This window comes from Patescibacteria group bacterium (assembly GCA_041649475.1).
In the GTDB taxonomy this organism is placed as follows: Bacteria; Patescibacteriota; Patescibacteriia; order Magasanikbacterales; family GWA2-37-8; genus JBAZNA01.
This window is the reverse complement of the sequence record JBAZNA010000001.1, coordinates 734,884-760,694: the sequence shown is the minus strand read 5'-3', so window position 1 is coordinate 760,694 and position 25,811 is coordinate 734,884. Positions and strand designations below refer to the sequence as shown.

Annotated in this window: 27 protein-coding genes and 1 tRNA gene; 25 read left to right on the top strand and 3 right to left on the bottom strand. The window is 42.3% G+C overall.

What is annotated here, in order from left to right; translation table 11 throughout:
- The first annotated feature begins 10 nt into the window (after window positions 1-10).
- The 4 genes from WC526_03840 to WC526_03825 are packed head-to-tail and all read left to right on the top strand — an operon-like array spanning window position 11 to window position 3,786.
- Window positions 11-994, top strand: a complete 984-nt coding sequence (locus WC526_03840; GenBank protein MFA5062250.1) for a glycosyltransferase — start codon at window positions 11-13, stop codon at window positions 992-994.
- 7 nt (window positions 995-1,001) lie between these two features.
- On the top strand, window positions 1,002-1,553 hold the full coding sequence (locus WC526_03835; protein ID MFA5062249.1) for a methyltransferase domain-containing protein: 552 nt from the start codon (window positions 1,002-1,004) through the stop codon (window positions 1,551-1,553).
- Between the two features lie 11 nt (window positions 1,554-1,564).
- Window positions 1,565-2,398, top strand: a complete 834-nt coding sequence (locus WC526_03830; protein ID MFA5062248.1) for a glycosyltransferase family 2 protein — start codon at window positions 1,565-1,567, stop codon at window positions 2,396-2,398.
- Window positions 2,395-3,786, top strand: coding sequence for a nucleotide sugar dehydrogenase (locus WC526_03825; GenBank protein ID MFA5062247.1), 1,392 nt, complete (start codon window positions 2,395-2,397; stop codon window positions 3,784-3,786). Before WC526_03830 ends, WC526_03825 begins: the two co-directional genes overlap by 4 nt.
- Here the strand turns inward: WC526_03825 and rpmA are convergent.
- On the bottom strand, window positions 3,773-4,045 hold the full coding sequence (rpmA, locus tag WC526_03820) for a 50S ribosomal protein L27 (GenBank protein MFA5062246.1): 273 nt from the start codon (window positions 4,043-4,045) through the stop codon (window positions 3,773-3,775). The genes WC526_03825 and rpmA overlap by 14 nt on opposite strands.
- A gap of 88 nt (window positions 4,046-4,133) precedes the next feature.
- Between rpmA and WC526_03815 the strand changes: the two genes are divergently transcribed.
- From WC526_03815 to WC526_03740, 16 genes are all read left to right on the top strand, one after another.
- On the top strand, window positions 4,134-4,487 hold the full coding sequence (locus tag WC526_03815) for a hypothetical protein (protein ID MFA5062245.1): 354 nt from the start codon (window positions 4,134-4,136) through the stop codon (window positions 4,485-4,487).
- A 3-nt stretch (window positions 4,488-4,490) separates the two neighbouring features.
- The gene (gene ftsW / locus WC526_03810; protein MFA5062244.1) at window positions 4,491-5,588 is read left to right on the top strand and encodes a putative lipid II flippase FtsW; all 1,098 of its coding nucleotides are present in this window, start codon (window positions 4,491-4,493) and stop codon (window positions 5,586-5,588) included.
- A gap of 3 nt (window positions 5,589-5,591) precedes the next feature.
- Complete coding sequence (gene rfbB, locus WC526_03805) at window positions 5,592-6,599, top strand: dTDP-glucose 4,6-dehydratase (GenBank protein ID MFA5062243.1); 1,008 nt, start codon at window positions 5,592-5,594, stop codon at window positions 6,597-6,599.
- Between the two features lie 3 nt (window positions 6,600-6,602).
- The gene (locus WC526_03800; protein ID MFA5062242.1) at window positions 6,603-7,439 is read left to right on the top strand and encodes a sugar nucleotide-binding protein; all 837 of its coding nucleotides are present in this window, start codon (window positions 6,603-6,605) and stop codon (window positions 7,437-7,439) included.
- A gap of 21 nt (window positions 7,440-7,460) precedes the next feature.
- Window positions 7,461-8,537 carry an SIS domain-containing protein gene (locus WC526_03795; GenBank protein ID MFA5062241.1) on the top strand — a complete coding sequence of 359 codons (1,077 nt, stop codon included), beginning with the start codon at window positions 7,461-7,463 and terminating at the stop codon, window positions 8,535-8,537.
- A 1-nt stretch (window position 8,538) separates the two neighbouring features.
- Window positions 8,539-9,312: a glycosyltransferase family 2 protein gene (locus WC526_03790; protein MFA5062240.1), complete on the top strand. Its 774-nt coding sequence runs from the start codon at window positions 8,539-8,541 to the stop codon at window positions 9,310-9,312.
- Entirely contained in the window at window positions 9,309-10,298 is a 990-nt protein-coding gene (locus WC526_03785) for a glycosyltransferase family 2 protein (protein ID MFA5062239.1), read from the top strand. The genes WC526_03790 and WC526_03785 overlap by 4 nt, the downstream gene beginning before the upstream one ends.
- Window positions 10,295-11,134 (top strand): glycosyltransferase family 2 protein, encoded by an 840-nt coding sequence (locus WC526_03780; GenBank protein MFA5062238.1) that lies wholly within the window; start codon window positions 10,295-10,297, stop codon window positions 11,132-11,134. Before WC526_03785 ends, WC526_03780 begins: the two co-directional genes overlap by 4 nt.
- 3 nt (window positions 11,135-11,137) lie before the next feature.
- Window positions 11,138-12,238, top strand: coding sequence for a glycosyltransferase family 2 protein (locus WC526_03775; GenBank protein ID MFA5062237.1), 1,101 nt, complete (start codon window positions 11,138-11,140; stop codon window positions 12,236-12,238).
- Between the two features lie 20 nt (window positions 12,239-12,258).
- The gene (locus WC526_03770; protein MFA5062236.1) at window positions 12,259-13,341 is read left to right on the top strand and encodes a glucose-1-phosphate thymidylyltransferase; all 1,083 of its coding nucleotides are present in this window, start codon (window positions 12,259-12,261) and stop codon (window positions 13,339-13,341) included.
- 97 nt (window positions 13,342-13,438) lie between these two features.
- Window positions 13,439-14,629 (top strand): hypothetical protein, encoded by a 1,191-nt coding sequence (locus WC526_03765; protein MFA5062235.1) that lies wholly within the window; start codon window positions 13,439-13,441, stop codon window positions 14,627-14,629.
- Between the two features lie 103 nt (window positions 14,630-14,732).
- Window positions 14,733-15,398, top strand: coding sequence for a response regulator transcription factor (locus WC526_03760; protein MFA5062234.1), 666 nt, complete (start codon window positions 14,733-14,735; stop codon window positions 15,396-15,398).
- Window positions 15,399-15,667: 269 nt separating this feature from the next.
- Window positions 15,668-17,083: a HAMP domain-containing sensor histidine kinase gene (locus WC526_03755; protein ID MFA5062233.1), complete on the top strand. Its 1,416-nt coding sequence runs from the start codon at window positions 15,668-15,670 to the stop codon at window positions 17,081-17,083.
- An 18-nt stretch (window positions 17,084-17,101) separates the two neighbouring features.
- Window positions 17,102-18,841, top strand: coding sequence for a hypothetical protein (locus WC526_03750; protein ID MFA5062232.1), 1,740 nt, complete (start codon window positions 17,102-17,104; stop codon window positions 18,839-18,841).
- A gap of 42 nt (window positions 18,842-18,883) precedes the next feature.
- A complete protein-coding gene (locus WC526_03745) occupies window positions 18,884-19,273 on the top strand; it encodes a hypothetical protein (protein ID MFA5062231.1) in 390 nt (129 codons plus the stop codon).
- Window positions 19,274-19,385: 112 nt separating this feature from the next.
- Window positions 19,386-19,985, top strand: a complete 600-nt coding sequence (locus WC526_03740; GenBank protein ID MFA5062230.1) for a host-nuclease inhibitor Gam family protein — start codon at window positions 19,386-19,388, stop codon at window positions 19,983-19,985.
- 87 nt (window positions 19,986-20,072) lie between these two features.
- Here the strand turns inward: WC526_03740 and WC526_03735 are convergent, their stop codons facing one another.
- Window positions 20,073-20,336, bottom strand: a complete 264-nt coding sequence (locus tag WC526_03735) for a hypothetical protein (protein ID MFA5062229.1) — start codon at window positions 20,334-20,336, stop codon at window positions 20,073-20,075.
- An 18-nt stretch (window positions 20,337-20,354) separates the two neighbouring features.
- Window positions 20,355-20,427 (bottom strand) — tRNA-Pro (locus WC526_03730).
- Between the two features lie 115 nt (window positions 20,428-20,542).
- On the opposite strand from WC526_03730, the gene WC526_03725 reads away from it, so the two are divergent.
- From WC526_03725 to WC526_03705, 5 genes are all read left to right on the top strand, one after another.
- Window positions 20,543-21,577 (top strand): type IV pilus twitching motility protein PilT, encoded by a 1,035-nt coding sequence (locus WC526_03725; GenBank protein MFA5062228.1) that lies wholly within the window; start codon window positions 20,543-20,545, stop codon window positions 21,575-21,577.
- Between the two features lie 7 nt (window positions 21,578-21,584).
- On the top strand, window positions 21,585-23,039 hold the full coding sequence (locus WC526_03720) for an HD domain-containing protein (protein ID MFA5062227.1): 1,455 nt from the start codon (window positions 21,585-21,587) through the stop codon (window positions 23,037-23,039).
- Between the two features lie 75 nt (window positions 23,040-23,114).
- The gene (locus WC526_03715) at window positions 23,115-23,324 is read left to right on the top strand and encodes an AbrB/MazE/SpoVT family DNA-binding domain-containing protein (protein ID MFA5062226.1); all 210 of its coding nucleotides are present in this window, start codon (window positions 23,115-23,117) and stop codon (window positions 23,322-23,324) included.
- Window positions 23,325-23,329: 5 nt separating this feature from the next.
- The gene (locus WC526_03710) at window positions 23,330-25,069 is read left to right on the top strand and encodes an efflux RND transporter periplasmic adaptor subunit (protein ID MFA5062225.1); all 1,740 of its coding nucleotides are present in this window, start codon (window positions 23,330-23,332) and stop codon (window positions 25,067-25,069) included.
- 1 nt (window position 25,070) lies between these two features.
- On the top strand, window positions 25,071-25,805 hold the full coding sequence (locus WC526_03705; GenBank protein ID MFA5062224.1) for an ABC transporter ATP-binding protein: 735 nt from the start codon (window positions 25,071-25,073) through the stop codon (window positions 25,803-25,805).
- Window positions 25,806-25,811 lie beyond the last annotated feature (6 nt).

The window sequence follows — 25,811 nt, the reverse complement described above, 5'->3', positions numbered from 1 at the left end:
GCGGTGAATTATGATTTCCTTAATTATAACCGTTTTAAATGAAAAAAACAATATATCCGCTTGGTTAAGCGGTATTTTGTCTCAAACCATTTTGCCGGATGAAATAATTGTTGTAGACGGGGGTTCAAATGACGGCACCTGGGAGATGCTCCTCTCAAAGACACATACCAACAACAACCTGATAAAACTGTGGCAACACCCGGGCAATATCTCTGTGGGCAGAAATTTTGCGATTGAGCATGCGGCGGGGGACATAATCGCAGTCACTGATGCCGGCTGTACTTATGATGTGAACTGGTTTAAAAAATTGACCGAACCGATTTTGTCCGGAAAAAGCAGTTTTTCGGCCACTGGTTTTGGACCATGGCTTAAGTCGGACGATGGTTTGGCGCGATATTTAATAGCGGCCGCAACTACTCCGGCTCCGGCTGAATTTAAACAAAATTGGTTGCCATCGAGCCGTTCCGTGGCTTTTAAGAAAGAATTATGGCAGCGAGTGGGCGGATATCCGGAATGGATACCGCTTTGTGAAGACGTAATTTTTGATTTAAAAATTCTTCAGTTGGGGATCAGAACAGAGTATATCCGCGAACCGCTGGTCTTTTGGCGCCCGCGCGCAAATTTAAGATCCTACTTTAAACAGCTGTTCGGTTATACTCGAAGCGATGGTCATGGTAAGTTATGGTTTTATAGACAAATGATCAGGTATATTTTCTATGCCCTAGCTATAATTTTGTTGTTTTTAACTTTCGAAGTTAGCTGGTGGTTCGGATTGGCTATATTAGCGGGTTTGCTTGGCTATATGAAAAAATTCTGGTCAAGATGGTTGGTTTTCTCTGCCAAACTTTCTTTATTTAATAAAATTTTTGGCTTTATCCTTCTGCCCCTGGTCGTGGCTTATGGCGATTTGGCCAAAATGTCCGGCTGGCCTGTGGGAGTTTATGAAAGGCGCGCCGGGCTGCTTAACTTGCCAAAATCAGTAATTTCTGTATAATTGAGCCATGTCAGTCAATAAATTAAATTTAGGATGTGGAACCAATATATTGCCCGGATGGGTTAATTTAGATATTTCCGCCCTGCCGGGTGTTGATATTGTTCATGATGTTAACCAACTCCCGCTCCCTTTTTCGGATGAACAATTTGATGAAATTTTATGTCAGGACGTTTTAGAGCATGTAGATTACATGCCAGTTTTACGTGATTTGTATCGGATTCTAAAAAAAGGAGGAGTGCTGCGTATTCGCGTTCCGCATTTCACTTCCCGGTTCAATTTCGTTGATCCAACTCATAAGAGAATGTTCTCCATTAACACCTTTAATTTTTTTGTTAAGAATTCATACCACCATGATAGCCGCCCTTATTATTTTGATTTTGTTTTTGAAAAATTATCCGAGGCCAAGATCATATTTGAGCACGATTCACCCGTGTTTTTTTTGAGTCCGGTTTTAGAGTGGCTGGTCAATCTGGGGCCGCGCGCCCAGATGATTTATGAAGCTACCGGCTGGTCAAGATTATTTCCGGCCTGTAATGTTTCCGTGACCTTGGTCAAATAAATTTATTCCTTATGAAGTTGTCAGTAATCATAGTCAGCTGGAACACGGCCGAGTTGACCATACAGTCGGTGGCTTCGGTTTATAAGCAGACCCCAGGGCTTGATTTTGAAATTTTTGTGGTTGATAATCATTCTGCGGATGACAGCGTGGCCCGTCTAAAAAAGGAATACCCGCAAGTGCGCTTAATTGAAAATGACGATAATTTGGGATTTGCCAAAGCCAACAACCAGGCGCTGGCTCTGGCCTCGGGTGATTATCTGATGCTCCTAAACAGCGATGTGATTGTCCAGGATGGCGCAATTGGTAAACTGGTGAATTATTTGGACACGCATCCGGACGTGATGATGGTCGGACCGCGTTTGCTTAATTCTGACGGAACTTTTCAACACGCTTGCCGTCGGAATCTGCCCAACCCGTTAAACTCGTTTATGCATTTGTTCGGCTTGGGAAAATTGTCCGCCTATAAAAGAATGAACGACAGTCCGGACATTAGCGGAGAAACCGAAGCCCTTTCCGGCGCGGCCATGATGTTTCGGCGCAAGGTTTGGGTAGATATCGGCGGGTTGGACGAAACGTTTTTTATGTACGGCGAGGATTTGGATTTTTGCAAAAGAATTCTGGACAAAGGTTGGAAGACGGTTTACGTTGCCGATGCCAAGATAGTGCATTTGGGCGGGTCCAGCACGAAAAAACGCAAAACAAAATCCATTGCGAATTTTTATGAGGCGATGTGGCTTTATTGGAAAAAACATTTTTATAAAAAATACAATCCGGTTGTCAGTTTTTTTATTTGGACGGGGATAAAATTTCGGCTGGCTATCGCTTTAATCTTGAATGCTCTATGAAGGCACTATATATCGGCGCCGGATACGTTGGCGCGGCCTCCGCGGCAGTCATGGCCAAGTTCGGCCATGAGGTTGTGGTTTATGACACGAATAAGGAAAAAATTTCCGCTTTTAACACCTTTGACCGAGATAAGATTGAAAAGTTTTTATTTGAGCAGGATCTTGGCGGCCTGGTGGCCCAGAACAAAAAGAGGATGACGTTTTTAGATGACTATCAGGCGTTTACACACCATCTTGACGATGCGGATTTGCTTTTTATCTGCGTGCCGACTCCGATAAGTGAAAACGGGGAATATGATTTATCCATGTTTTATGAGGCACTCCGGGCACTGATGGAGGCGTTACTTAAGAGAAATCTTGGCGCACAAACAAAGTACATCACGGTGGTGGTCAAAAGCACAGTGCCGATAGACACGCCCGAAATTGCGTCAGCGGACATGACGCAAGCCGGGGTCAAAAATTTTGGCATTGTTTCCAATCCGGAATTTTTGGTGGAGGGGCAGGCAATTAAAGATTCATTCAGTCCGGACAGGGTAGTGGTCGGCGCCTCCAAGGAAGAGGATTTCAAAATAATGAGGGCTTACTATCAGCGTTTTTATTATTCCCCGGGCGTAAATTATATTGAAGTTAATACGCGCGAAGCCGCGGCTGGAAAGCTTTTATCAAATTATATTTTACTTTCCCGATTAGTTACCACTTTTAACGTGGTCGGAAGAGTAAGTGAATCCTTATCAAAAATAAATTTTGAAATGCTTAGGAAAATCATCGTCTCCGATCGCCGCCTTGGCGGATATGGATTCTATAATAGCTTTTATGCCGGCGGCAGTTGTCTGGCGAAAGACACGTCCGCCCTGTCCCGCCAACTTGAAAAAGCGGGGGTTGATACCGAGCAAATGAGAAAAGTTTTGGAAGGGGACTGTTTCCAGCGGGATCATTTTTACGATCGCGTGATCAAAGAAGCCGGATTTTCGGTCAAGGATAAAAAAATAGCCGTTTTAGGGCTTTCGTTTAAGCGTGATACCGGCGATATACGTAATTCCGGAGCGATTATGATTATTGAAAAATTGATGAAAGATGGAGCGGGGCAGATTAAAGTTTACGATCCGGCTTGTGTGGAACAATTTAAATCCTGGGCCGGGTCTAATCCGGTTTTTAGTTATTGTGAAAGTGAGGAAGAGGCGCTGGCGAATACGGACGGTTGTTTTATTTTAACTGACTGGCCCCAATTTAGCACCTTGGATCAGCTGATCACAAAAATTTGTCCGCCGCCGTTTGTAATCGCGGACGGTCGGCGCATGGTTTCTCATAGCTACCAAAAATTACAAACAGCCGGGTATGATATTCTGGCTGTCGGTTCTCCATTTTTGAAGGGTTTTACACCACGCTGACAAACTTTGCCGGTTTTAAACTGCCGTTAAAACTCATCTTTTTGTGCTGGCTGAATTTTATTTTGCCATTGGCTACGGCAAACAGGGTGTCGTCAGTGCCTTTTTTGACATTCTTTCCGGGGTTTATGCGCGTACCGCGCTGGCGCACAATAATCATGCCGGTTTTTACGGCCTGACCATCATGTAATTTAACGCCTAAACGCTGGGCATTTGAGTCCCTACCCAACCGGGTGGAACCGCCGGCTTTCTTATGTGACATATTATGCTAAATTATTATTGATTATTTGGTAAAAATAGTATAATATATCCCTAAGTAATTGTCAACACTTAGCCAAATATCCTTTAATATGTTTTATTCGCCAAGATTGTATTTAAAAGACCTGTGGATTTCGGTGCCGATAATCAGCGTTATTTTGATTCAAATATATATCTGGTGGGATTTAATTGCCAATATTCATCCCGATTCCGGGCAGATTTTTTTGCATTATAATATTATTTTCGGAGTTGATCTGGTCGGTGATTGGTGGAAAATATTTTATTTGCCCCTGGCCGGCCTGTTGGTTCTGCTGGTAAATTATTTTTTGTCTTTCTTATTTTACGGATCGGATAAATTTTTAGCCCGGCTGTTAAGTTTTTGGGTTTTGTTTTTTCATATCTTTTTAACGGTCGGGGTTGTGCTGTTGGTCCGGTTAAATCTTTGAGTTATGCCAAACAGTGAAAAAAAAGCGGACAAGCTGTTTTTGTTGCTGACTTTTACTTTGGTTATTTTCGGTCTGATTATGCTGGCTTCGGCCAGCGCCCCGGTCGGTTACGCTAATTTTGGGGATACTTATTATTTTATTAAAAAACAAATTTTATTGGGGCTGATACCGGGTATCATCTTTTTTATTATTGCCGGACATTTGAATTTTCAGATTTGGAAAAAATTAAGCTGGTTGATCTATTTTTTTGCTTTGGTTTTGTTAATACTGGTGTTTGTTCCCGGCATTGGCATGGTTATAAACGGCTCCAGAAGCTGGATTAACGTTCTGGGTTTCAGTTTCCAACCCTCGGAATTTGCCAAGCTGGCGATAGTAATAATTTTAGCAATGCTTTTATCAGCCAAAGAGAACCTGCAAGATTGGAAGACCGGGCTTTTACCGGTTTTGGCGATTGTGGCTCCATTTTTTTTGATCATAGCGGCCCAGGATGTCGGTACCCTGTCAATTTTAATTGTAACCGTATTTTTGATGCTGTATCTGGCCGGCGTAAAAAAATCGCACCTGCTCATTATTGGTCTGGCCGGGGCGGTGATTTTTGCGGGTTTGCTTTTGCTTCGTCCTTATCGGGTGCAAAGATTGACCACTTTTCTGCATCCGGAGTTGGACCCGCAAGGAATTGGGTACCAAATTAACCAGGCCTATTTGGCTACCGGCTCCGGCGGAGTTTTTGGTTTGGGCCTGGGTAATTCTAGGCAAAAATATCAGTACTTGCCCGAGGTGCAAGCCGATTCAATTTTTGCGGTAATTGCCGAAGAGATGGGCTTTATTATTTCCGCCGGGTTAGTGGTGTTGATCGCGTTTTTGGGATTTCGGGGGCTTAAAATCGCCAAAGGGGCGCCTGACCAGTTTGGTCGTTTACTCGCCAGTGGTATTATGATATGGTTTCTATGGCAGTCATATTTGAATATTAGCGCCATAATCGGGCTTTTACCGCTTACCGGCGTGCCTTTGCCGTTTATCAGCCATGGCGGTTCGGCGTTACTGGTGGTCTTGACTGCTTTTGGTATTGTGGCTAATATTAGTAAACAAAGTAAAATATAATTTATGCGGATTTTAATTACCGGAGGGGCAGGATTCATGGGTTCACATTTTATAAAATACATTCTGGAAAAATATCCGGATTATTTTGTGGTAAATTTTGATAAACTGACCTATGCCGGCAATTTGGAGAATTTGCGCGAAGTGGAAAAAAATGGCCAATATAAATTTGTAAAAGGGGATATTTGTAACGCGGCGGAAGTGGAAAAAGCCGTGGCTGAAAACAAGATTGACGTGATTATAAACTACGCGGCCGAAACGCATGTTGACCGGTCAATTATGGATCCGGATGCTTTTTTGCGAACCGATGTTTTGGGAACATATAATTTGCTGGAAGCGACTAAAAAATTCGGCTTGCAAAAAATGATTCAGATTTCTACTGATGAGGTTTTTGGCAGTGTTGACCAGGGGAGCTTTACCGAAGAGTCCTCATTCGCGCCTAATAGCCCGTATGCGGCGTCTAAGGCCGGAGGAGACCATCTGTGCCGGGCTTACTTTGTCACCTACGGCACGCCGGTTATTGTCACGCATAGCTGTAATTTTTACGGCGCCAACCAATATCCGGAAAAAATTATTCCTTTGTTTATAACTAATCTGTTGGAAGGCAAAAAAGTACCGCTCTATGGCGACGGCAAAAATGTGCGCGAATGGATTCATACCAGCGATCATTGCCGGGCCATAGATTTGATTTTGCACAAGGCCGGCGTTGGCGAGATATATAATATCGGTTCCGGGCATGAAGTACAGAATGTTGAACTGACAAAATTAATTTTATTGGAAATGGGCTTGGGCGAGGAAATGATTGAGCCGGTGAAAGATCGGGCCGGGCACGACCGCAGGTATTCTATAAACCATGATAAATTAACTCATGATTTGGGCTGGGAGCCGGTTAAGGATTTTAGAGCCGGTTTAAAAGAAACAATTGAGTGGTATAAAAATAACACGGATTGGTGGAAAAAATTAAAAAGCGGAGAATATTTGAATTATTATAAAAAACAGTATAAAGAACGATAAATTATGAATAAAGTTTTGATTATCGGTAATGGTTTTCTTGGTACAAGATGCGCGCAGGCCTGGCCGGAGGCGATTTTGTCAGGCAAGATTTTAAATTCAGTTAAAGATGTTGAGGATTTATTAGACGAACATAAACCGGATTCGGTTTTAAACGCGGCCGGAATAGTTGGTAAGCCCAATGTTGACTGGTGTGAAGACCATCAGCTTGAAACCATAGCCGGTAACACTACTTTGCCGATTATGATTGCCGAGGCCTGTCAGAAAAAGGGCGTATACTTGTTACATATGGGCACCGGCTGTGTTTTTTATGGCTATTCTTCCGATCCTAAGGGCTGGAAAGAAAGCGATATGGCCAATCCGTCGGCAGTTTATACCCGCAGTAAATACGCGGCCGATTTGGTTTTGTCCACCCTGCCTAATGTCGGTATTGCCCGAATCAGGATGCCGATAGACAGCCAGCCCTCGCCAGCCAACTTGATTACCAAATTGGCTTCTTTCCCGCGCGTGATAGATGTAGAAAACAGCGTGACCATAGTTGATGATATGGTTAAAGTTTTTGGCGAACTTTTAGAAAAGCGGGCAACCGGAATTTTTCATGTCACCAATCCGGGTTCAATAAAACATAAAGAAATTATAGAGATGTATAATGAAATTGTTGACCCGAACCATACTAATGTTTGGATCACGGCCCAGGAATTGGTGAACGAAGGGCTGGCCAAAAAAACCAGGTCTAACACGATTTTATCTTCAGAAAATTTAGAAAAATTAGGGATTAGGATGCGGCCGGTGAAGGAAGCGGTGAGGGATGTTTTGGAGAAATATAAGTTGGCAAAACAATAAAATAAGAATTAAACAAATTGTATGAGCCAAACAATTCTTGATAACAAAAATGAAATTAAGAAGCTGGACTCCAAAAACATGCTGGGCAGTATAGAGCTTTTTAGTAAACAGATAGAACAGGTTTGGAATGTGGCCAAAAAATTAAAAATCCCGGCCGCGTATAAAAAGATTGATAATATTGCGGTCCTTGGCATGGGCGGATCAATTTTGGGCGCGCATGTGATTAAAGAATTATTTAAAAAAGAACTGGCACAGCCAATTGAAATTGTCAGCCATTACAATTTGCCGGCATATGTAAATAAAAATACACTGGTTATTGCTTCCAGCTATTCCGGAACCACAGAAGAGATAATCAGCGCCGCTCAAGAGGCCAAAGCCAGAAAAGCAAAACTCATTGTAATTTCCGCCGGCGGTACTCTGGCGTTTTGGGCCAAGAAAAACAAAATACCGGCTTTGGTTTTTCCAACTGAATTTAATCCCTCAAATTCACCGCGCATGGGTTTGGGTTATTCCATTTTTGGTCAGATGGCCATGTTGTCTGAATTGAAGTTACTAAAAATTGGCGCAAAGGAAATAGATAACATCAAAAAACATATCGCTTTTTATGAAAAAGAATTTGGTGTGGGAAGTCCGGAGGCCAGTAATCCGGCCAAACAGTTTGCAATAAAACTTTTAAATAAGACGGTCTGGTATGTTGCGTCCGAACATTTGTCCGGCAGTGTCCATATTGCCGCCAACCAGATGAATGAGAATGCGAAGAGATTCGCCGGCTATTTTATAATTCCCGAACTCAACCACCATTTGATGGAGGGTATGCTTTATCCGGAAGCAAATAAACAGGAGTTGAGATTTGTGCTCTTGGAGTCCGATTTATATGATAAACGGGTGCAAAAAAGATACACGGTGACGCGCGAGGTTTTAACAAAAAATGGTATTAATTATTTGGATTATAAATGCGTTGAAAAAAAGCCGCTGGGGCAGGTCTGTGAGGTCTTAATGTTAAGCAGTTATGTCAGTTTTTACAGCGCCATGCTTGAGGGGATTGACCCAACCGCCATACCATTTGTTGACTTCTTTAAAGCACAACTAAAGAAATAGTATGGATTTAAGTGTTATTACCGTTACTTGGAATGCGGCTGATTTGATAACTGAACAAATCAAATCCGTAAAAAGCGGCTGTCAAAATGTTAGTTTTGAACAGATTATTGCCGATAACGGGTCTGCTGACAAAACGGTTGAGATTATTGAACAAAATTTTTCTGAAGTTAAGCTGATAAAAGAGGGTAAAAACACCGGTTTTGGGTATCCCAATAATCAGGCCGCGAAGCTCGCCCAAGGCGAGTTTTTGCTTTTTTTAAACCCGGACATGCGCGTCCAAGCCGGCAGTTTGGATGTTATGGTTGATTGGATGCGGAAACATGTTGATGTGGGTTTGGCCAGTTGTAAATTGGTTGATGAAAATGGAAAATTTAATGAGAAAGCCAAACCCAGACGTTTTCCCAATTTTTGGAATCAGCTGGCTATTTTTTTAAAAATTCCGCATATATTTCCAAGTGTTTTGAATCATTATACCTATAAAAATTTTGATCCGGACAAGGAACAGGAGGTTGATTCGGTGCGCGGGTCTTTTATGCTGATGCGTCGTAAGGTTTATGAAAAGTTGGGCTGGGCGTTTGATCCAAGGTATTTTCTCTGGTTTGAAGACGTTGATACCTGTCGGGAAGTTAAAAAAATGGGTCTTAAGGTTATGTACACACCGGTGGTGAGCTGTGTTGATTATGTCGGGCAAAGCTTTAAGAAGCAAAATTTGCTTTGGAAACAATGGCAATTTTTTTCCAGCATGCTTAAATATTTTACAAAATGGGGCGTATGAAACTTTCCATTCAACTGGTCACCTGGAACGGGGGAAAGTATATGCCCTTTCTTTTTGAATCCCTGCGAAATCAGACCTATAAAGATTGGCAATTATACATTTTTGACAATGGCTCGCAGGATGACACTGTAGAACAGATAAAAAATCAATTGAACAACTTTAGTGTTCATACAGAATTTTTTGAGAGTAAAGAAAATATCGGTTTTGCCCGCGCTCATAATCAATTATTTTTAAAAAATAATTCAGATTATGTTTTGCTTCTAAATCAGGATATGTATTTAATGGCTGATTGTATAGCAAAATTAACCGAATTTTTGGATAAAAATCAAGACGCGGGAGCGGTCACTCCAAAATTATTAAAATGGAATTTTTCGGCGATTGATGAAAAAAATAGTTTGGATACATCCTTTACTCAAGACATTGATTCGCTTGGACTTAAAGTTTTTAAAAATGGGAGGGTGGTTGATATACAAGATTCGCCGGTTGGAAAGTCAGCGATGCCTGTGTTTGGCGTTTCCGGCGCCCTGCCAATGTACAGATGGTCGGCCTTAAAAAATGTGGCCTATGAGGATGAAACCATTTTTGATGACCTTTATGGATCTTATAAAGAAGATGTTGACTTGGCTTTCAGATTGGCTTCGGCCGGCTGGAAATCTTATACGGTTTTGGATGCTGTGGCCTTTCATGATCGCTCCGCGGCCGGACCAAAAGAGCTAAAAGACACTTCGGCGGCTAAAAATAAACAGACACAGTCGGAATTGATCAAGTACAACAGCTATAAAAACCATTTAATGACCTTGTATAAAAGTATCTCCAAGCAGAACCATACTCTTGATTTTTTGGCCATTTTATGGTATGAATTCAAGAAGTTTGTCTGGTTTTTAATATATGACCGCAAGGTTTTGTCCGGGCTTGGTCAAATATGGCGCGATAGGCATGAGTTGGCCAGAAAGCGCGCCTGGATTAGAAAAAATAGAAAGGTATGAAGGATTTACATTTAGTTCTGCTCAATTACTTGTCCAAAGATGATGTTCTAACCGCTTTAGATACAATTTTTAAGGATATAAGCGGCACTGCTTTTGACATTCAAATAACCGTTGCCGATAATTCGGAAAATAAAGACGGCCTCAAAGAAGCTCTGGCGGAAAAATTTCCGCAAGTTAAATATCTTGATTGCGGCGGCAATGTCGGATTCGGCAGGGGTAATACCAAAGCATTTGCCGAAGTCCCGGCCAGATATTATTTTGTTTTAAATCCGGATGCCAGGGTGCCGGAAAGCACAAAAACAATTGAGCGCATGATTAAATTTATGGATGAACATCCCAAAATCGGCTGTATCGGGCCAAAACTGCTTAATCCGGATTGGACATTACAATTTTCCTGCTATCGCTTTGATTTGCCGGCCATAATGATAAAACCACTTAAACATATTGATTGGGACAGAAAATATAAATGGATAAAAAAATATGCCGACAGGTTGTTGATGAAGGACTTTGATCATAATGAAACCCGGCCGGTTGATTGGGTGCAGGGTTCGGCCATGTTGGTTAGAAAAGATGTTGTTGACCAGGTTGGCTGGTTTGACGGCCGGTATTTTATGTATATGGAAGATTGCGATTGGTGCCGGACAATGTGGGAAATGGGTTGGCCTGTTTATTATATTCACGATATAATTATCCTGCATGCCCATGCCAGAGAGTCGGCAAAGGTGCCCGGTTTGATAAACGGATTTTTCAAAAATAAATTAGCCAGAACGCATGCGGTCAGCTGGCTGAAATATATGTGGAAGTGGCGGGGCAGTCATAAATATTTTAGCGTTTAATTTATGGTGGAAAATTTTCCAAAAGTCGCAATAATTTATCTTTCTTTTGACAGTGAGAGATATTTAGATGATGTGATTTCATCTTTACAGAAAATGACTTATCCGAAAGACAAGGTTGAATTTATTATTGTTGACAATCCGCATCCGGAGCAGGGGTCATCGCTAAGGGTTATTCAGGAAAAGGTTTTGCCATTATCCGGAACCTCCATACCCCATGTCACACTTCTGCCGCAAAAAGAAAATTTGGGTTTTGCTGGCGGCAATAACGTTGGCATACGCTGGGCCATGGATAACAATTTTGATTATGTGTATTTTCACAACAATGACGGCTTTATGGCCGCGGATTGTTTGGAAAAATTGGTTGAGGCCATGGAAACAGACCAAGAAATCGGCGCGACTCAATCTTTAATAATGCTTTATCCGGAAACGGAGCTGATAAATAGTGCCGGCAATGCTTTTCATTATTTGGGATTTGGCTACTGCGCGAATTTTAGAAAAAAGAAATCCGATTTGAAGTTAGGACCGATTACCAAAGTCGGCTATGCCAGCGGAGCGTCGCTTTTGATGAGAATGCCGCTACTGAAAAAATACGGTCCGTGGACATCAGAATTTTTTCTCTATCACGAAGACCTTGAATACTCATTGCGCATGAAGGCCGTTGGCTACAAAACAGTTATGGTTTCCGACGCGGTTTTTTATCACAAATATCAGTTCAGCCGCAGTAAGGACAAGTTTTATTATATGGAACGAAATCGCTACGCGCTGATGCTGATGTATTTTAAATGGCCGACTCTGATACTACTTTTGCCGATGGCTTTGATAATGGAGCTTGGTTTGATATTTTTCTCAATAATGAACGGTTGGTTTAAAACCCGGCTGGAAGTGTATAAATACTGGCTCCAGCCGCACAATTGGAAAATTTGGCTGTTAAAAAGAAACTATATCCAGGGTATTCGCATGGTATCAGATAAGGTATTGCTTAAAAGCGCGGTGAGCAAGGTGATTTTTGAGGAAAAGAGCATTGATAGTCCACTCTTGAAATATATTGCCAACCCGCTGATGACCGCCTACTTTGCCCTTGTCAAAATTATAATTTTCTGGTAAGCTAAGGCGTTATTTATTGTATGAAAATCAAAAAAGCAATTTTAACCGGCGGGGGACGAGCCACGCGACTGCGACCGGTAACCTCCACCATAAATAAACACCTGATTCCCTTGGCCAACAAGCCGATGATTTTTCATGCCATAGAAAAAGTGGTTGAGGCCGGCATTGAAGAGATTTTTATCAACACCAACCCGGGCGATACTGATTTGGCCAAAGCGATTGGCGACGGCGGTCATTGGGGGATAAAGATTAAATTTTTTGAACAAGAGGGCGGGCCGCAGGGCATAGCCAACGTGGTGAAACAGGCGGAAAAGTTTATCGGCGACGATCCGTTTATGTTTTATCTTTCCGATAATATTATTTTAGGCAGTTTGAAAGATTTTATTGAGGAATTCGCCACAAATAATCACGACAGCATGCTGGCCTTGTCAAAGGTGCCGGATCCAGAAAGGTTTGGGGTGCCGGTTTTTGATGGGAGCGGCAAATTGGTTGACGTGATAGAAAAACCGCAAAATCCGGCTAATAGTTTCGCGGTTACCGGAATTTATCTCTACGGGCCGAAATTATTTTTTAAGGCCTATGATCATATTCAGAAAAGTCCGCGCGGTGAATATGAAATTTCCGATATCCATTCATATTTGTTAAAAAATGATTATAAAGTGGGGCACAAAGAAATCACCGGCTGGTGGAAAGACACCGGCAAGCCGGATGATTTGATTGTGGCCAATAAATTACTTCTGGATGAAACGCCAACGGAAATGTTTAAAATAGAAGGCACGGTTGAAAGCGGCGCCAGTATCACCGGCAAGGTGCGAATCGGCGTGGGGACAACCGCAAATAAAAATGTTAAAATTATCGGGCCGGCCATCATCGGTGAGAATTGCACGCTTGAAGATTGTATTATAAATCCGAACACCACCATTGGCGCCGGCAGTATTATAAAAAAAGTTGAAATCGGAAATTCTATTTTACTAAACAGATGCACTATTGATTCCCCGGTAAAAATAGATAATAGTATCTTCGGTTCAGGAGTAACAATTATAGATAGAGCAGGGGGTCTTCATAAGATGATTTTGGGGGATAATACGTTATTGCATATTTAAGGTTTGTTTTAGAAGAGATTGATGAAATGTTTTGAGCACTAGCGATAGCTTGGCGAAAAACGTTTCATCAATCTCTGATAAACAGAATTAATAATTTATGTCCAAAACAAAACACCAGTTTTCGCCCATTGGTACATATAAAATGGATGTTATATCCCTACCCGAAGAGTGTGATTTTGTAAAACAACTGCCGATTGAGATTCAATATATTTTTTCAAAATATCCGGAGTATAAAGAAAAGATAAGGGCGATTTTATCTCAAGGCAAAGCCATCGGGGTGCGAACGGTTCTGCGCACGCCGGAAAATATTTTAAAAGCGATCCACACCATCAGTGTTCACAGCCAAGGCAACTATATTGTCACCTGGCTGCCGAAACTTTTAAAAGATAAACATCAACCGATAATCACGGCTGAAGATCAAGCCGAAGCCAACAAGCACAACGAGGATTTGGACAAGGCCGTGGAAACAATTTTAAAAGACCGTTTGCGTTTTAAGCGCTTGGTTTTAATTGACGAAGAAAATATCGGCATCTCGGCAACCGAACAACAACTGATGTCCGAACTTTCGGAATTGATTTATCCGCTGGCAGTGGATTACAGCGTGTTTAGAGTTATCGCCGATAATGCCAGAGAAAGAACCCGGGTTGCTCAAGAAATTATAAAAATATTATTAATTATCGGTCCAATCGCGCATGTTTTAGAACTGTGGGTGAAGGGGATTGGCAAGCTGTTTGCCGCTTCAGCCGATGATTTATTGGGCGAGGCCGCGGAACTCACGGCTTTGCGCGGTTCGGGTTTTAAATGGATACAGTTGGCCAAGCGGTCTTGGATTTTGGTTCCGGTGTTTGTTTTGGCCGCTTATGGTGCGTTTTCTGTGGAAGAATTGATTGTCAGCGGCCATGTAGTGTGGGGCGGGGTGGTGTTTGGTTTGTCTGCCGTGGCGTTGTCCTTGACCACAGCCATTCAGTCAATTTTCATGTATAGAAAAAATTTAAAAAAATTAATCCACAATCAAAAAGTTGTCATGGCCAAAAATTGGGACATTACCAAAATGGCGCTTATCCAAGATTTTACCAACCCGGCCCGGCTGGGGCTCTTGATCGGCGTGGCAATGGCCCCGATTATGGGTATGATCGGATCCTTGCTGGGTTTGATGCACAATGGCTGGATTCTGGCTGTCATCGGTTCAACCGAAAGTATTGTGGCCGGCCTCACTGTGATTTTTGCGGACAAAATAAACGAAAATAGGTTCCGGAGGAGGTTGGAAAAAGCGGTGAAAACCGTGTAAATCTTCTTAAATTTTGGATTTTATCAGGATTTTATCTTTTCTTTATCTTTTGATAAGGTAGGTTGAATTATAATAGGACCAGTTATTAAAATTATACATACATATGAAAATTCTTATCATTGAAGATGAAAAAGATTTGGCCGACTCTTTAAAGGATTCGCTGGAATCGGAGTGTTTCGCGGTTGATGTTGCCGCAGATGGACAGAAAGGCATGATGCTTGGTTGTACAAACGATTATGATTTGATAATTTTGGATAACATGCTGCCAAAACGCAGTGGCGCGGAAGTTTGTAAACATATCAGGATAGCCAAAAAACAGGTACCCATTATTATGCTCTCGGTAGTTAGTGAAACGAACAAGAAAGTTGAACTTTTAAATTTGGGAGCTGATGATTATCTGACCAAACCATTTTCTTTCAAAGAGCTATTAGCCAGAATTAAAGCGTTACTTCGTCGGCCCAAAGTGATTGAAGATCAAATAGTCAGAATTCGCGATTTGACTCTGGATTTTGCCGCTAGTAAAGTGTTAGTTGGAAAAAAGGAAGTATATCTTACCCGTAAGGAGTTTATGCTTTTGGAATATTTAATGAAGAACAAAGGTGTTGTGGTCTCCAGAGGTATGATTCTTGAACATGTCTGGGATATGGACGCTGATCCTTTTTCCAATACGATTGAATCACATATTCTTAATTTGCGTAAAAAAATAAAACACCGAGGCATTCGCGAATTTATTCAAACCATACCCGGCCGCGGTTATAAAATTGAATAGAGTAAGGAGGGTCTTTTTGTAAAGGTCGGAGGACCGACAAATAAGAAATCTTAAAATAAATATATGAATAAAGTTATCAAAGAAATTTTGACAAATAAAGAAGCCAGAGTTCTGTCTGTTCTTTCCGGATTGATTGTGGTGGCCGCGGAGATCGGCTCTCCGTGGGGGCCAGTTTAAAATGAGAGAGGGCTAAACATTCCAATTTTCCATTCCTTATCTTGCATTACGGAGAGAGGAATGTTTAGTTTAAGAATTAAGAAGATAAACATATGAGAAATTTAAGCGGTATTATCCGTGAGGTTGTAGCACCGAAATCTAAAAATGAAGATCAGGCGCGTAAAGAGTTTATTCTTAATATCCTTTTATTTGCGGCGATTGTTTTAGTTTCCATTGCGTCTGTAATAAATATATTTGGTTTATTTTTTGCTGATCCGGAATTATACACCAACAATGCCTTGTCTCTATTTGTCGTTATTGGGATTTTAGCTTTTTTCTGTCTGCTCTTTTTTCTTTCCCGCAAGGGGTTTCCCAAAATTTCTGCTTATCTTTTTTTGGTTACTTTTTTCTTATTGGCCAGTTATTTGGAGTATAAGCACGGTGTGGACGTAAACGCCGGTCTTCTAATTAATGTGCTGGTGATAGTAATATCCGGTATTCTTATCAGTACTCGTTTTGCCTTTTTAACCACGGCCATTATCGGTATAACGATGTTGGCTATTGATTATTTGCAAAGAGTCAATATTTTTTCAGCCAATCAATATTGGCGAGAGCAAAGGTGGAATTTTTCCGACACCATAATGGTTTTGGTGATTTTTACAATTATCGCTACAGTATCTTGGCTTTCCAATCGGGAGATTTATAAAGCGCTTAAACGGGCAAAATCTTCAGAAGCGGAACTTAAATATGAACGGGACTCTCTTGAAGTTAAGGTTGAAGAGCGTACGCGAGAACTCAAAAGAACACAAATGGAAAAGGTGGGGCAACTTTATAGATTTGCGGAATTTGGGCGTTTGTCTTCCGGTCTATTCCATGATCTTACTAATTTATTGGCGGCGGTTTCTTTAAATATGGAAATGGCCCAAAATAATAAGTTGAGAGAATTAGATCAGACCAAATCCTATTTAGAACGGGCAATATCAGCCAATGGCCGCATGAAAAATTTTATTGAGGCGATACGCCGGCAGATAAGCGGTCAGGGTAGTGATATGCTTTTTTCTTTAAATGAAGAAATAAAGCAGGTGATTCAAATTTTGTCTTATCGAGGTAGAAAACTTAATGTGGGCATTGAATTTACAGCCCCGGCGGAGATACAAACATTTGGCAGCGCGGTAAAATTTAATCAGATAGTTACTAATTTGATTGCAAACGCCGTTGATGCTTATACAAACATTGGCTCGGATAATATTTTTGTACCAAAGGTCCATGTTTCTTTGTTAATTGAGTCCGGAATGGTAACCTTGGCGGTGGAGGATTGGGGTTGTGGAATCCCACAGGAATTATTAAATAAAATTTTTGAACCATTTTTTACCACTAAAGATCCCAGTATCGGCACCGGTATCGGATTATCCCTAACAAAAAGAATGGTGGAAGAAGATTTGGGTGGCACAATTAATGTAGAAAGTAATATTGGAAGCGGCCGGTGGCATACAACATTTATAATTAAATTTACTCAAAAGGGAGGGTAATAAACAAAAGGAGGGAATATGTATAAACATTTTGGTGTACTCAAAAAATTTCAGCCAACGGGCGATAATTTTTTGAATTTGGCGTTAATTATTTTTTGTTTGAATAAAATTGATGATGAAGACGCCAGTATGATCAGATATAGGGCAGTCAAGAATTTGTTAATGCGGAAAGATGAAAATTGGCTGTTTGGAAATATTGCCGGCATAAATTTTTGTGTTTTGTCGGCTTTAACGGAATATGATCCGGAATTGATAGACGGTGCGGCTCTGGCCAAAATTTTAAAACATCTTACTTCTTTGGAATCCGAAGAAGGCGGGCCGTATTACACTTTTGTGCCGGAAAGCGGTGTGCAAAATAATATTGATTTGGGTGTAAATGTGAACATTGCCTATTTTTTATCTCTACAGGGTGTGGAGTTGGCGTCTTTAAATAATTTAATTGAAGTGGCGATTGCGACCGGCAATTTTAAATCTTCGCTTTATTCGTCTCCGTATTTTGTTATTTATTTTATTTCCAAATTTTATAAAGGCGACAGTCGGCAAAAGTTGTTGGCATATATTTTGGAAAATAAAAGTTTTTTAAAAAATGATTTGTGCAATACGGCTTTGGCGGTTATAGCAGCCATAAATTTGGGTTGTCCTTTGAGTCAACTTGCGGAAGAAATAAAATTTTTGGAAACCGCGCCGCCCGGTCCGGCTTTGGCTTCGGCGTTTTGTGTGGAGGCGCTTAGTAAAATAAAAAATACAGTCCTTAATGCGGATTCGGATTTAAAAAATGCTGAAATTGAGGAGCAAAAAATGCTGGTTAAAATTATTAACACAGCTGAAGAGCGCTTTTCATTTTTGAACTCGGATTTGAAAACAATCGCTTTGCGGGAAATCCAGAGGACAGTTGCTGGTAATTATGACAAACAAATGTCATTGATGCCGTATTATTTCCGGCAGGCATTGGGAGAGAAAGGCCAGATTTTTTCAGATGGCTTGATCGCGGTTTTAGGTCTCGCCAACACATTTTTTTGGACCGCTTTTATCATTTACGATAATTTTTGGGATGAAGACGAAGAAGCTATGCCGGAAATTTTGCCGGCCGCGAATTTATATGCGCGTGAGTTTACCTATTTGTTTAATGGCATCCTTCCGCCCGAATCGGGCATGACAAAATTTTTCCGAGAGCTGATGGACAAACTTGACGGCGCTAACACTTGGGAAACTAGGCATTGCCGTTTGAAGCGCGAGGGCGCGAAAGTATTTTTGCCGGCGGCTATGTCGGATTTCGGCGACTACACCTGTAAATACGAACCGCCTTCGGCTCACATTTTGGGCTGTGTGGTGATAATGTATTTGCTTGGTTATCCGTTGGACTCGGCTGAAACAAGAAATTTAATTTCTTATTTTAAAAATTATTTAATCCCCATGCAGATGAACGACGACTTGCATGATTGGAAAGAGGACTTGGAGAGGGGTCACATCAGCACGGTGGTGGCTATGCTTTTAGAGGATTTTGGTTTGGCGCGGGGCGAGATTGATTTGGAAAAAGATATGCCCGAATTGGAAAAAACTTTTTGGTTTAAAACCTTGCCGCGAGCCGGGGAGTTGGCTTTGTCCTACACAAACAAATCCCGTACTGCTTTGCTAAGTTTGGATATTTTAGAAAATTTGGAGCCCTTGGAAAAATATATTATCAGAATTGAGAGTTCAATCGGCCTGGCTTTAAAAGAACAAAAAATGAGTGTGGAGTTTTTGAGGAGTTATCAGTGAGCATTGACACCAATTTTATTATCACAGTATAATATAAAAACTATGGAAAACATCACACAAAAATTCAGTGCCCACGATAAGAAGTTTGACCAAATTGACAAAAGGTTTGACCAAATTGATAAAAAACTAGAAGCTCACGATAAAAGATTTGACCAGGTTGATAAAAGATTTGACCAGGTTGATAAAAGATTTGATTTTTTAGCAATAAAATTTTTAGAACACGATGAGCGTTTGGATCGGATTGAGGCTGATATGGCGACGAAAACAGATTTGAACAAAATTTCAATTACTCTTGATAAATTAGTTCAAATAACTGAAAAGAAAGACCAGGAGCTCACTATTGCTACGCACGATATGCGAATTATTGAAGGCAGAGTTGAAGTTTTAGAGGAAGATATGAAACAAGTTAAACCTGCTCTCGGTTTAACTTAGATATTGGTCTGATTTTTAAAATAAAATGGCCCCATAAGGGCTTTTTTGTTTGTTGGTCGGCAGCTTGCTAAAATTTCGCGGATAAGCTAGATTATGCCCATGGAGGGCAATCATGGCCAAGAAAAAGATCGTGGATAAAGCACCTCATCAGGTGAAGATGCCTGCTAAGCCGGACTATGAAGTATATATTCCGGAAAACCTGGTTGAGGCGGCTAACATACTGACTCGCATCGCCGCGGAGCAGAGGGAGATCAACTCGATCGAGAATGTCTTAAATGACGGGGTAGCGGTCTTGCAGAAGAAGGCGATGGCCTTCGCCTCGTCTCACAACCGGACCATTGCCGGCCTGGTACGGGGTCTCTTCATCTTCGCCGACGCGAACCGCGAGACGCTGACCGAGGGCGGCAAGACCAAGACCATCCAGGTGCCAACCGGCAGTTTCGGATGGCGTCTCAATCCGCCTTCGGTGCACCTGCGCGACAAGAAGGCGGTGATCAAGGCGCTCAAGAAGATGGGCCTCAAGCGCTTTGTCAGAATCGTTGAAGACCCAAACAAGGAGGCGATGCTGGAAGAACCGGCTGTCGCCGTCACTGTGCCTGGGGTGAAGATCAAACAGGAGGAGATCTTCTCGGTCAAGCCGAATACCCTGGAGGTCGGAGTGGAGGCGGATGTGAAGGACATGCGTGTGGGCCAGAAGCCCACGAAGAAGTAACCAGAAAAGAGCGGAGCATCTCTATAAACTGCTCATTTTTTAAACAAAAAAGCGAACTTTTTTGGTGAGTTCGCGAACACCCCTCCGCTATGCTTGCGCATTGTTTTGCTTCCTGCTGACCTTGCGCCAGACCGAAACGGCCATCTTCTTGAGCTCCCCGAGAAGGGAATATTCCTTTTCCCATCCGGGCAGGGCAGCCGGCCAGTACGCGTTAGCCGACACTTCGTGCGTTTTCGGATTGACTTCAACGACGAAGATCAGCCTGGAATTGGCCTTGGCGTCCCTGATTGCTTCATGAACCTTAACCTCATCTTGAATCGACCTGGGCGGTCGTGGACAAGGAATACGCATTGCTTTGCCTCCTTCCCGTCGGGCTGGCGGGACTTGAACCCGCGGCCTCATCGTCCCGAACGATGCGCGATACCAACTTCGCTACAGCCCGCTAATGAAACGATTATATATCATCCTGCTTATTTTTTCAAGCAAAGGCGGTTGCTTTTCGCTTTTTTTAGGTATATAATATTTAGACAAGTTTTTAATCAAATTTTAGTAAATATATGCTAAATTTACAGAGTTATTTCAAAGAAGCGATCAAAAAAGACGCTTCTGATTTGCATTTAATCGGCGGTGAGTTGCCAATGATCAGAATAGAGGGTGAGTTAAAAGAAATAGATGACAAGCAGTTAAATAACAAGGATTTGCTGACGGCTATAAAAGATATTTTAAGCAAAGAACAACAGGACAAGTATGAGAAGACCAAAGAGCTGGATTTCAGCTATGAAGTAGATAAAGTCCGTTTCCGCGTTAATTTGCATCAACAGGTGGACAATATCGGTTTGTCTGCCAGGGTGATTCCATCAGACATTCCTAGCCCCAAGGACTTGCGCTTTGAACCGGTTTTGGCGGAAATGCCAAAATATTTGGATGGTTTGATTCTGGTTACCGGTCCGACCGGCTGCGGAAAATCAACCACCATTGCCTCCATGATTGAGGAGATAAACAAAACCCGCCGGGCGCATATCATCACCGTGGAAGACCCGATTGAGTTTCTTTTTAAAGATAAAAAAAGTTTGATTGAGCAAAGAAATGTGGGCACAGACACGGATTCATTTGCCAATGCCTTAAAATATGTTTTGCGCCAGGATCCGAATGTGATATATGTCGGTGAAATGCGCGATCCGGAAACCATTGCCACCGTGCTCACTGCCGCCGAAACCGGTCATTTGGTTTTTTCCACCCTGCACACCCCGAGCGCGGCCGAAGCGGTTGAACGTATTGTTGATGTTTTTGAGGGCTCAAAACAAAAACAAGTTTTGATCCAATTATCTTCGGTGTTGCGCGCCGTGGTCGCCCAACAGCTTTTGCCGTCAAAAGACGGGGGCAGAGTGCCGGCCAGAGAAATCTTGATAAATAATCCGGCCATAGCCAATTTGATCCGCGGCAATGAAATCAATCAGATAAAATCAGCCATTCAGACCGGAGCCAAGGAAGGCATGGTCACAATGGAAAACTCAATTAAAGATTTGCTCAAAGAGGGCTGGGTGACGGAAGAGGTTGCCAAAAACAGAATGGGGCGCGATAAAAAGATTTAAACGGGCTATGTCAATTTCGGCGATATTAAAAAAAATCAACACTGTCTCCAAAAAGAATAAAACCCCGATATATATTGTGGGCGGATTTGTGCGTGATTTCTTGCTGGGCAAAAATGAAAAAAAGGATATTGACTTTGTGGTGGCAGGGAGCGGTTTGGCTTTTGCCAAGGACTTTGACAAAGCCATGAAGGAAGCGGGGAGTTTGGTTGAATTTCCGGATTTTGATACGGCCAGGTATGTCATCGGCGAAGGCGAAGAACAAATAGTTTTGGAATTTGCCGGAGCCAGAAGCGAAAAATATGATGCCAAATCCAGAAAGCCGAAAGTTGAGACAGCCACCTTGGCGGATGATTTGTCCAGGCGCGATTTTACGGTTAATGCCATGGCCGTGCCGGTTTCTGTATTTGCGGGCGCGAAACCGCCGACCCTGACCGTCGTAAAAAAAGAAATCATTGATCTGTTTGACGGGCAAAATGATATAAAAAACAAAATTTTGCGCACGCCGCTCTCGCCGGATAAAACCTTCAGCGATGATCCTTTGCGGATGATGCGCGCGGTGCGGTTTGCCAGCCAATTGCAATTCGCGATTGATCCCAAGACCCTCAAGTCAATATATGAAAATAAGGAAAGATTAAAAATAATTTCGGCCGAGCGGATTGCCGAAGAATTGTTTAAACTGCTCGCTTGTCCCTTGCCTTCAATCGGCTTAAGTATGATGTTTCAAACGCATTTATTGGATTTTGTTTTGCCGGAAGTTGTAAAATTAGATGGAGTGGAAGAAATTTTTGGCCACCAGCATAAAAATAATTTGGTGCACACCTTTAAGGTGGTTGATAATATCGCCGAAAGATCCGATAAAACAATGTTAAGATTGGCCGGGCTTTTGCATGACATCGGCAAGCCGCAAACCAAAGAATTTGTTGCCAAAATCGGCTGGACTTTTTATCAGCACGAGCATGTCGGCAAAAAATTGGTCTATAAAATCGGCCAGCGTTTGCGTTTTTCCAAAAACGATACGGATTATCTGGCCAAACTGATCAGATGGCATCAACAGCCGATCAGTTTGATGGACGAGGGGATAACCGACAGCGCGGTGCGCCGGCTGATTGTCAGCTTGGGCGACGAACTTGATGATTTATTGATCTTAGGCCGCAGTGATATTACCACCGGCAATCCGCTCAAAAAGGAAAAACGCCTGCACAATTACGACCGTTTGGAAAAAAGAATTGCCGAGGTCATTGAAAAAGACAAATTACGCGCCTTCCAGTCACCGCTTAGAGGCGATGAAATTATGAAATTATCCGGACTAAAACCCGGGCCCACGGTCGGCAAGATTAAAACCGCGATTGAAGAAGCGATTTTAGACGGCGTGCTTCCCAATGATTACAAAGCGGCCAAAAAATATTTTGCCGAAATAAAGGATAAATATCTGGCCCAGGCCCAGGATTGGGAAAAACTCTAAGCCCATTGACAACCCTCTTGACAGGTAGTATGATTAGTAAGATAATTCATACTTATCTTAAATGTTGTTTTTTATATGAAATCAAGCAATCCGTTCGGGACTATCTGCGGGACCGTCAACCTCGGTCCGAGGGGTCAGGTGGTCATACCAAAAGAAGCCAGAGAAAAACTAAAAATGAAAGAAGGCGATCGGTTTGTAGTGGTGGAACATTTTGGCAAGGTAGTTTTTATACCGGAAAAGGAAATGCGCAAAATAATCAATCAAATCACTAAACATTTAAAATAAACCGTATGAACTTCTCATTTTTGAAAAAGAAAAAATTTTATATACCGGCTATCATTATAGTGATTGCTCTGATTTGGTATGGCCAATATCAAAAATCGCACCAGCCGACGCAATATGACACCGTAGCCGTTGTAAAGGGTGATATTAAACAAACCGTTGACGCCACCGGTAACGTTGAATCAAATAATGATCTGGCTTTGCGGTTTGAAATTCCCGGCACAGTGGCAAAAATTATGGTGACGGAAGGCCAAAAGGTGACATCCGGAACAGTGCTCGCCAACTTGGGCATGGCTGATTTAAACGCGGCGGTTGCTCAAGCCGCAGCGAACCTTAATCAAAAACTAGCCGGGGCTTCCACTCAAGATATCAGTTATTATCAGGCCGCGGCCGATAGCGCCCAGGCGTCTTTGGAGCAGGCCAAAATTGACGGACAAAACTCCGTAAATGCGGCGCAGTCGGATGTGCAAACCGCCGAAAATAATTTGAAACTGGCTGAAGGCGGGGAAAGCAGCCAGATTGTCACTAATGTTTATAAAGACGCTGCAGCCGTATCACAGGCCTCATTATCCGTGCTTGATAACGCTTTGACGCAATCAGATAATATTTTGGGAGTTGATAATACTCTTGCCAATTCCGATTTTAAATCAAATTTAGCCGCTTCTGATCCGGGAAAACTTTCTACCGCGCAAACTAATTATTTGATCGCCAAATCCGCCATCGCCTTGGCTAAAAGCGCGGCTTCTCCGCTTAATACCAATAGCCAGCATTCAGACATAGACAATGCCTTAAATTTGATTGAAGATGCTTTGTCAAAAACAAACCAGCTTTTGGGTTCGGTCAGCGATGTGCTGATGGCGACCATGTCCGGCGGCAATTTAACCCAGGCCGCTTTAGATACTAAAAAAACCACCATAAGCACCACGCGCACGGCTGCGACCACCCAGCTTTCCACCGTAATTACTCAAATACAATCCATTTCTGATGCCAAGAATAGTTACAGCACTTATGAGATTGCTTATTATAAAGCTTACAATGATTACAGCAACGCCCAAGCCAGCGCTGACAATAATATCAAAATGAAGCAGGCGGCCTACGATCAGGCGCTTGCCAATTTACAAACCAAAAAAGATCCTCCGCGCGAGGTTGACGTGGCTGCCTACAGAGCGGCGCTGTCTCAAGCCGTGGCCAACAGAAATAAAGCGATCATTCGCGCGCCCATAGACGGCGTTATCACCAAAGTAAATAATAAAATCGGCGAATTGGTAACATCCGCGGATGCCGTCGTTGAAATGCTTTCGCCTCACTACGAAGTCAGTGTTGATATTCCGGAAACCGACATACCAAAATTAAAATTAAATGACAGCGCCGAAATCACTCTTGATGCTTACGGCGATGACAATAAATTTACCGGTGTAATTTTAAGCATTGAACCCGGTTCAACGGTTATCCAGGACGTTGTCTATTACCGGGTGAAAATTAAACTTGATGACAACGGCAAAACATTCCGGCCGGGGATGACGGCTAATGTCAGTATAAACACAGATTCCAGAACCGGTGTTTTGTATATCCCTCTGCGCGCCGTGCACACTGATACGGTTACCGGCGAGAAATCCGTAAAGTTGCTGGATAAAGGACAGGTAAAAGAGACGCCGGTGCAAATCGGTTTAAAGGCGGATAATGGTTTTGTGGAAATAAAGAGCGGTTTAACCGAAGGTCAGACGGTTATTCTTAATGTGAAACAGTAATATGGCTGATGTCGCGGCGCTGATAAAAATTAACAACCTGGGTAAAGAATACAAAAATGATGAGGTGGTTACCAGTGTCTTGGGCGATCTGAATTTTGAAATCAAAAAAGGCGAGTTTGTAGCCATAATGGGTCCGAGCGGCTCAGGGAAATCCACTTTGATGCACATTTTGGGTTTTTTAGACACCCTGACTTCCGGAAAGTATTTTTTTAACGGAAAAGACGTCAGTACTATGACTGATGATGACTTGGCCCACATGCGCGGCAATGAAGTCGGGTTTGTTTTTCAGGCATTTAATCTGCTACCCAGAACTTCTGTGCTTGATAATGTGATGTTGCCCCTGTTATATTCAAAAGTTCCTGCCGGCGAACGGGAAAAAAAGGCCAAAGAAGCTTTGGAGGCAGTGGGTCTTAGTCACCGGCTTGGATTTTTTTCTGATCAGCTTTCGGGCGGAGAAAAACAGAGGGTGGCGATAGCGCGGGCCTTGATAAATAACCCCAGTATAATTTTTGCCGATGAACCGACCGGAAATTTGGATTCAAAATCTGGTTTGCAGGTTATGCGTATCTTGCAAAAATTAAACGACGAGGGGCATACCATAATTTTGGTCACCCATGAAAAATATACCGCCGATCACGCCAAGAGGATTTTAAGAATAAAAGACGGGGCAATTATTGCGGATGAACATGTTAAAGAAAGAGTCATCGCCGATGGAGTTGACGAGTTGAGGAAGTAGCCAATA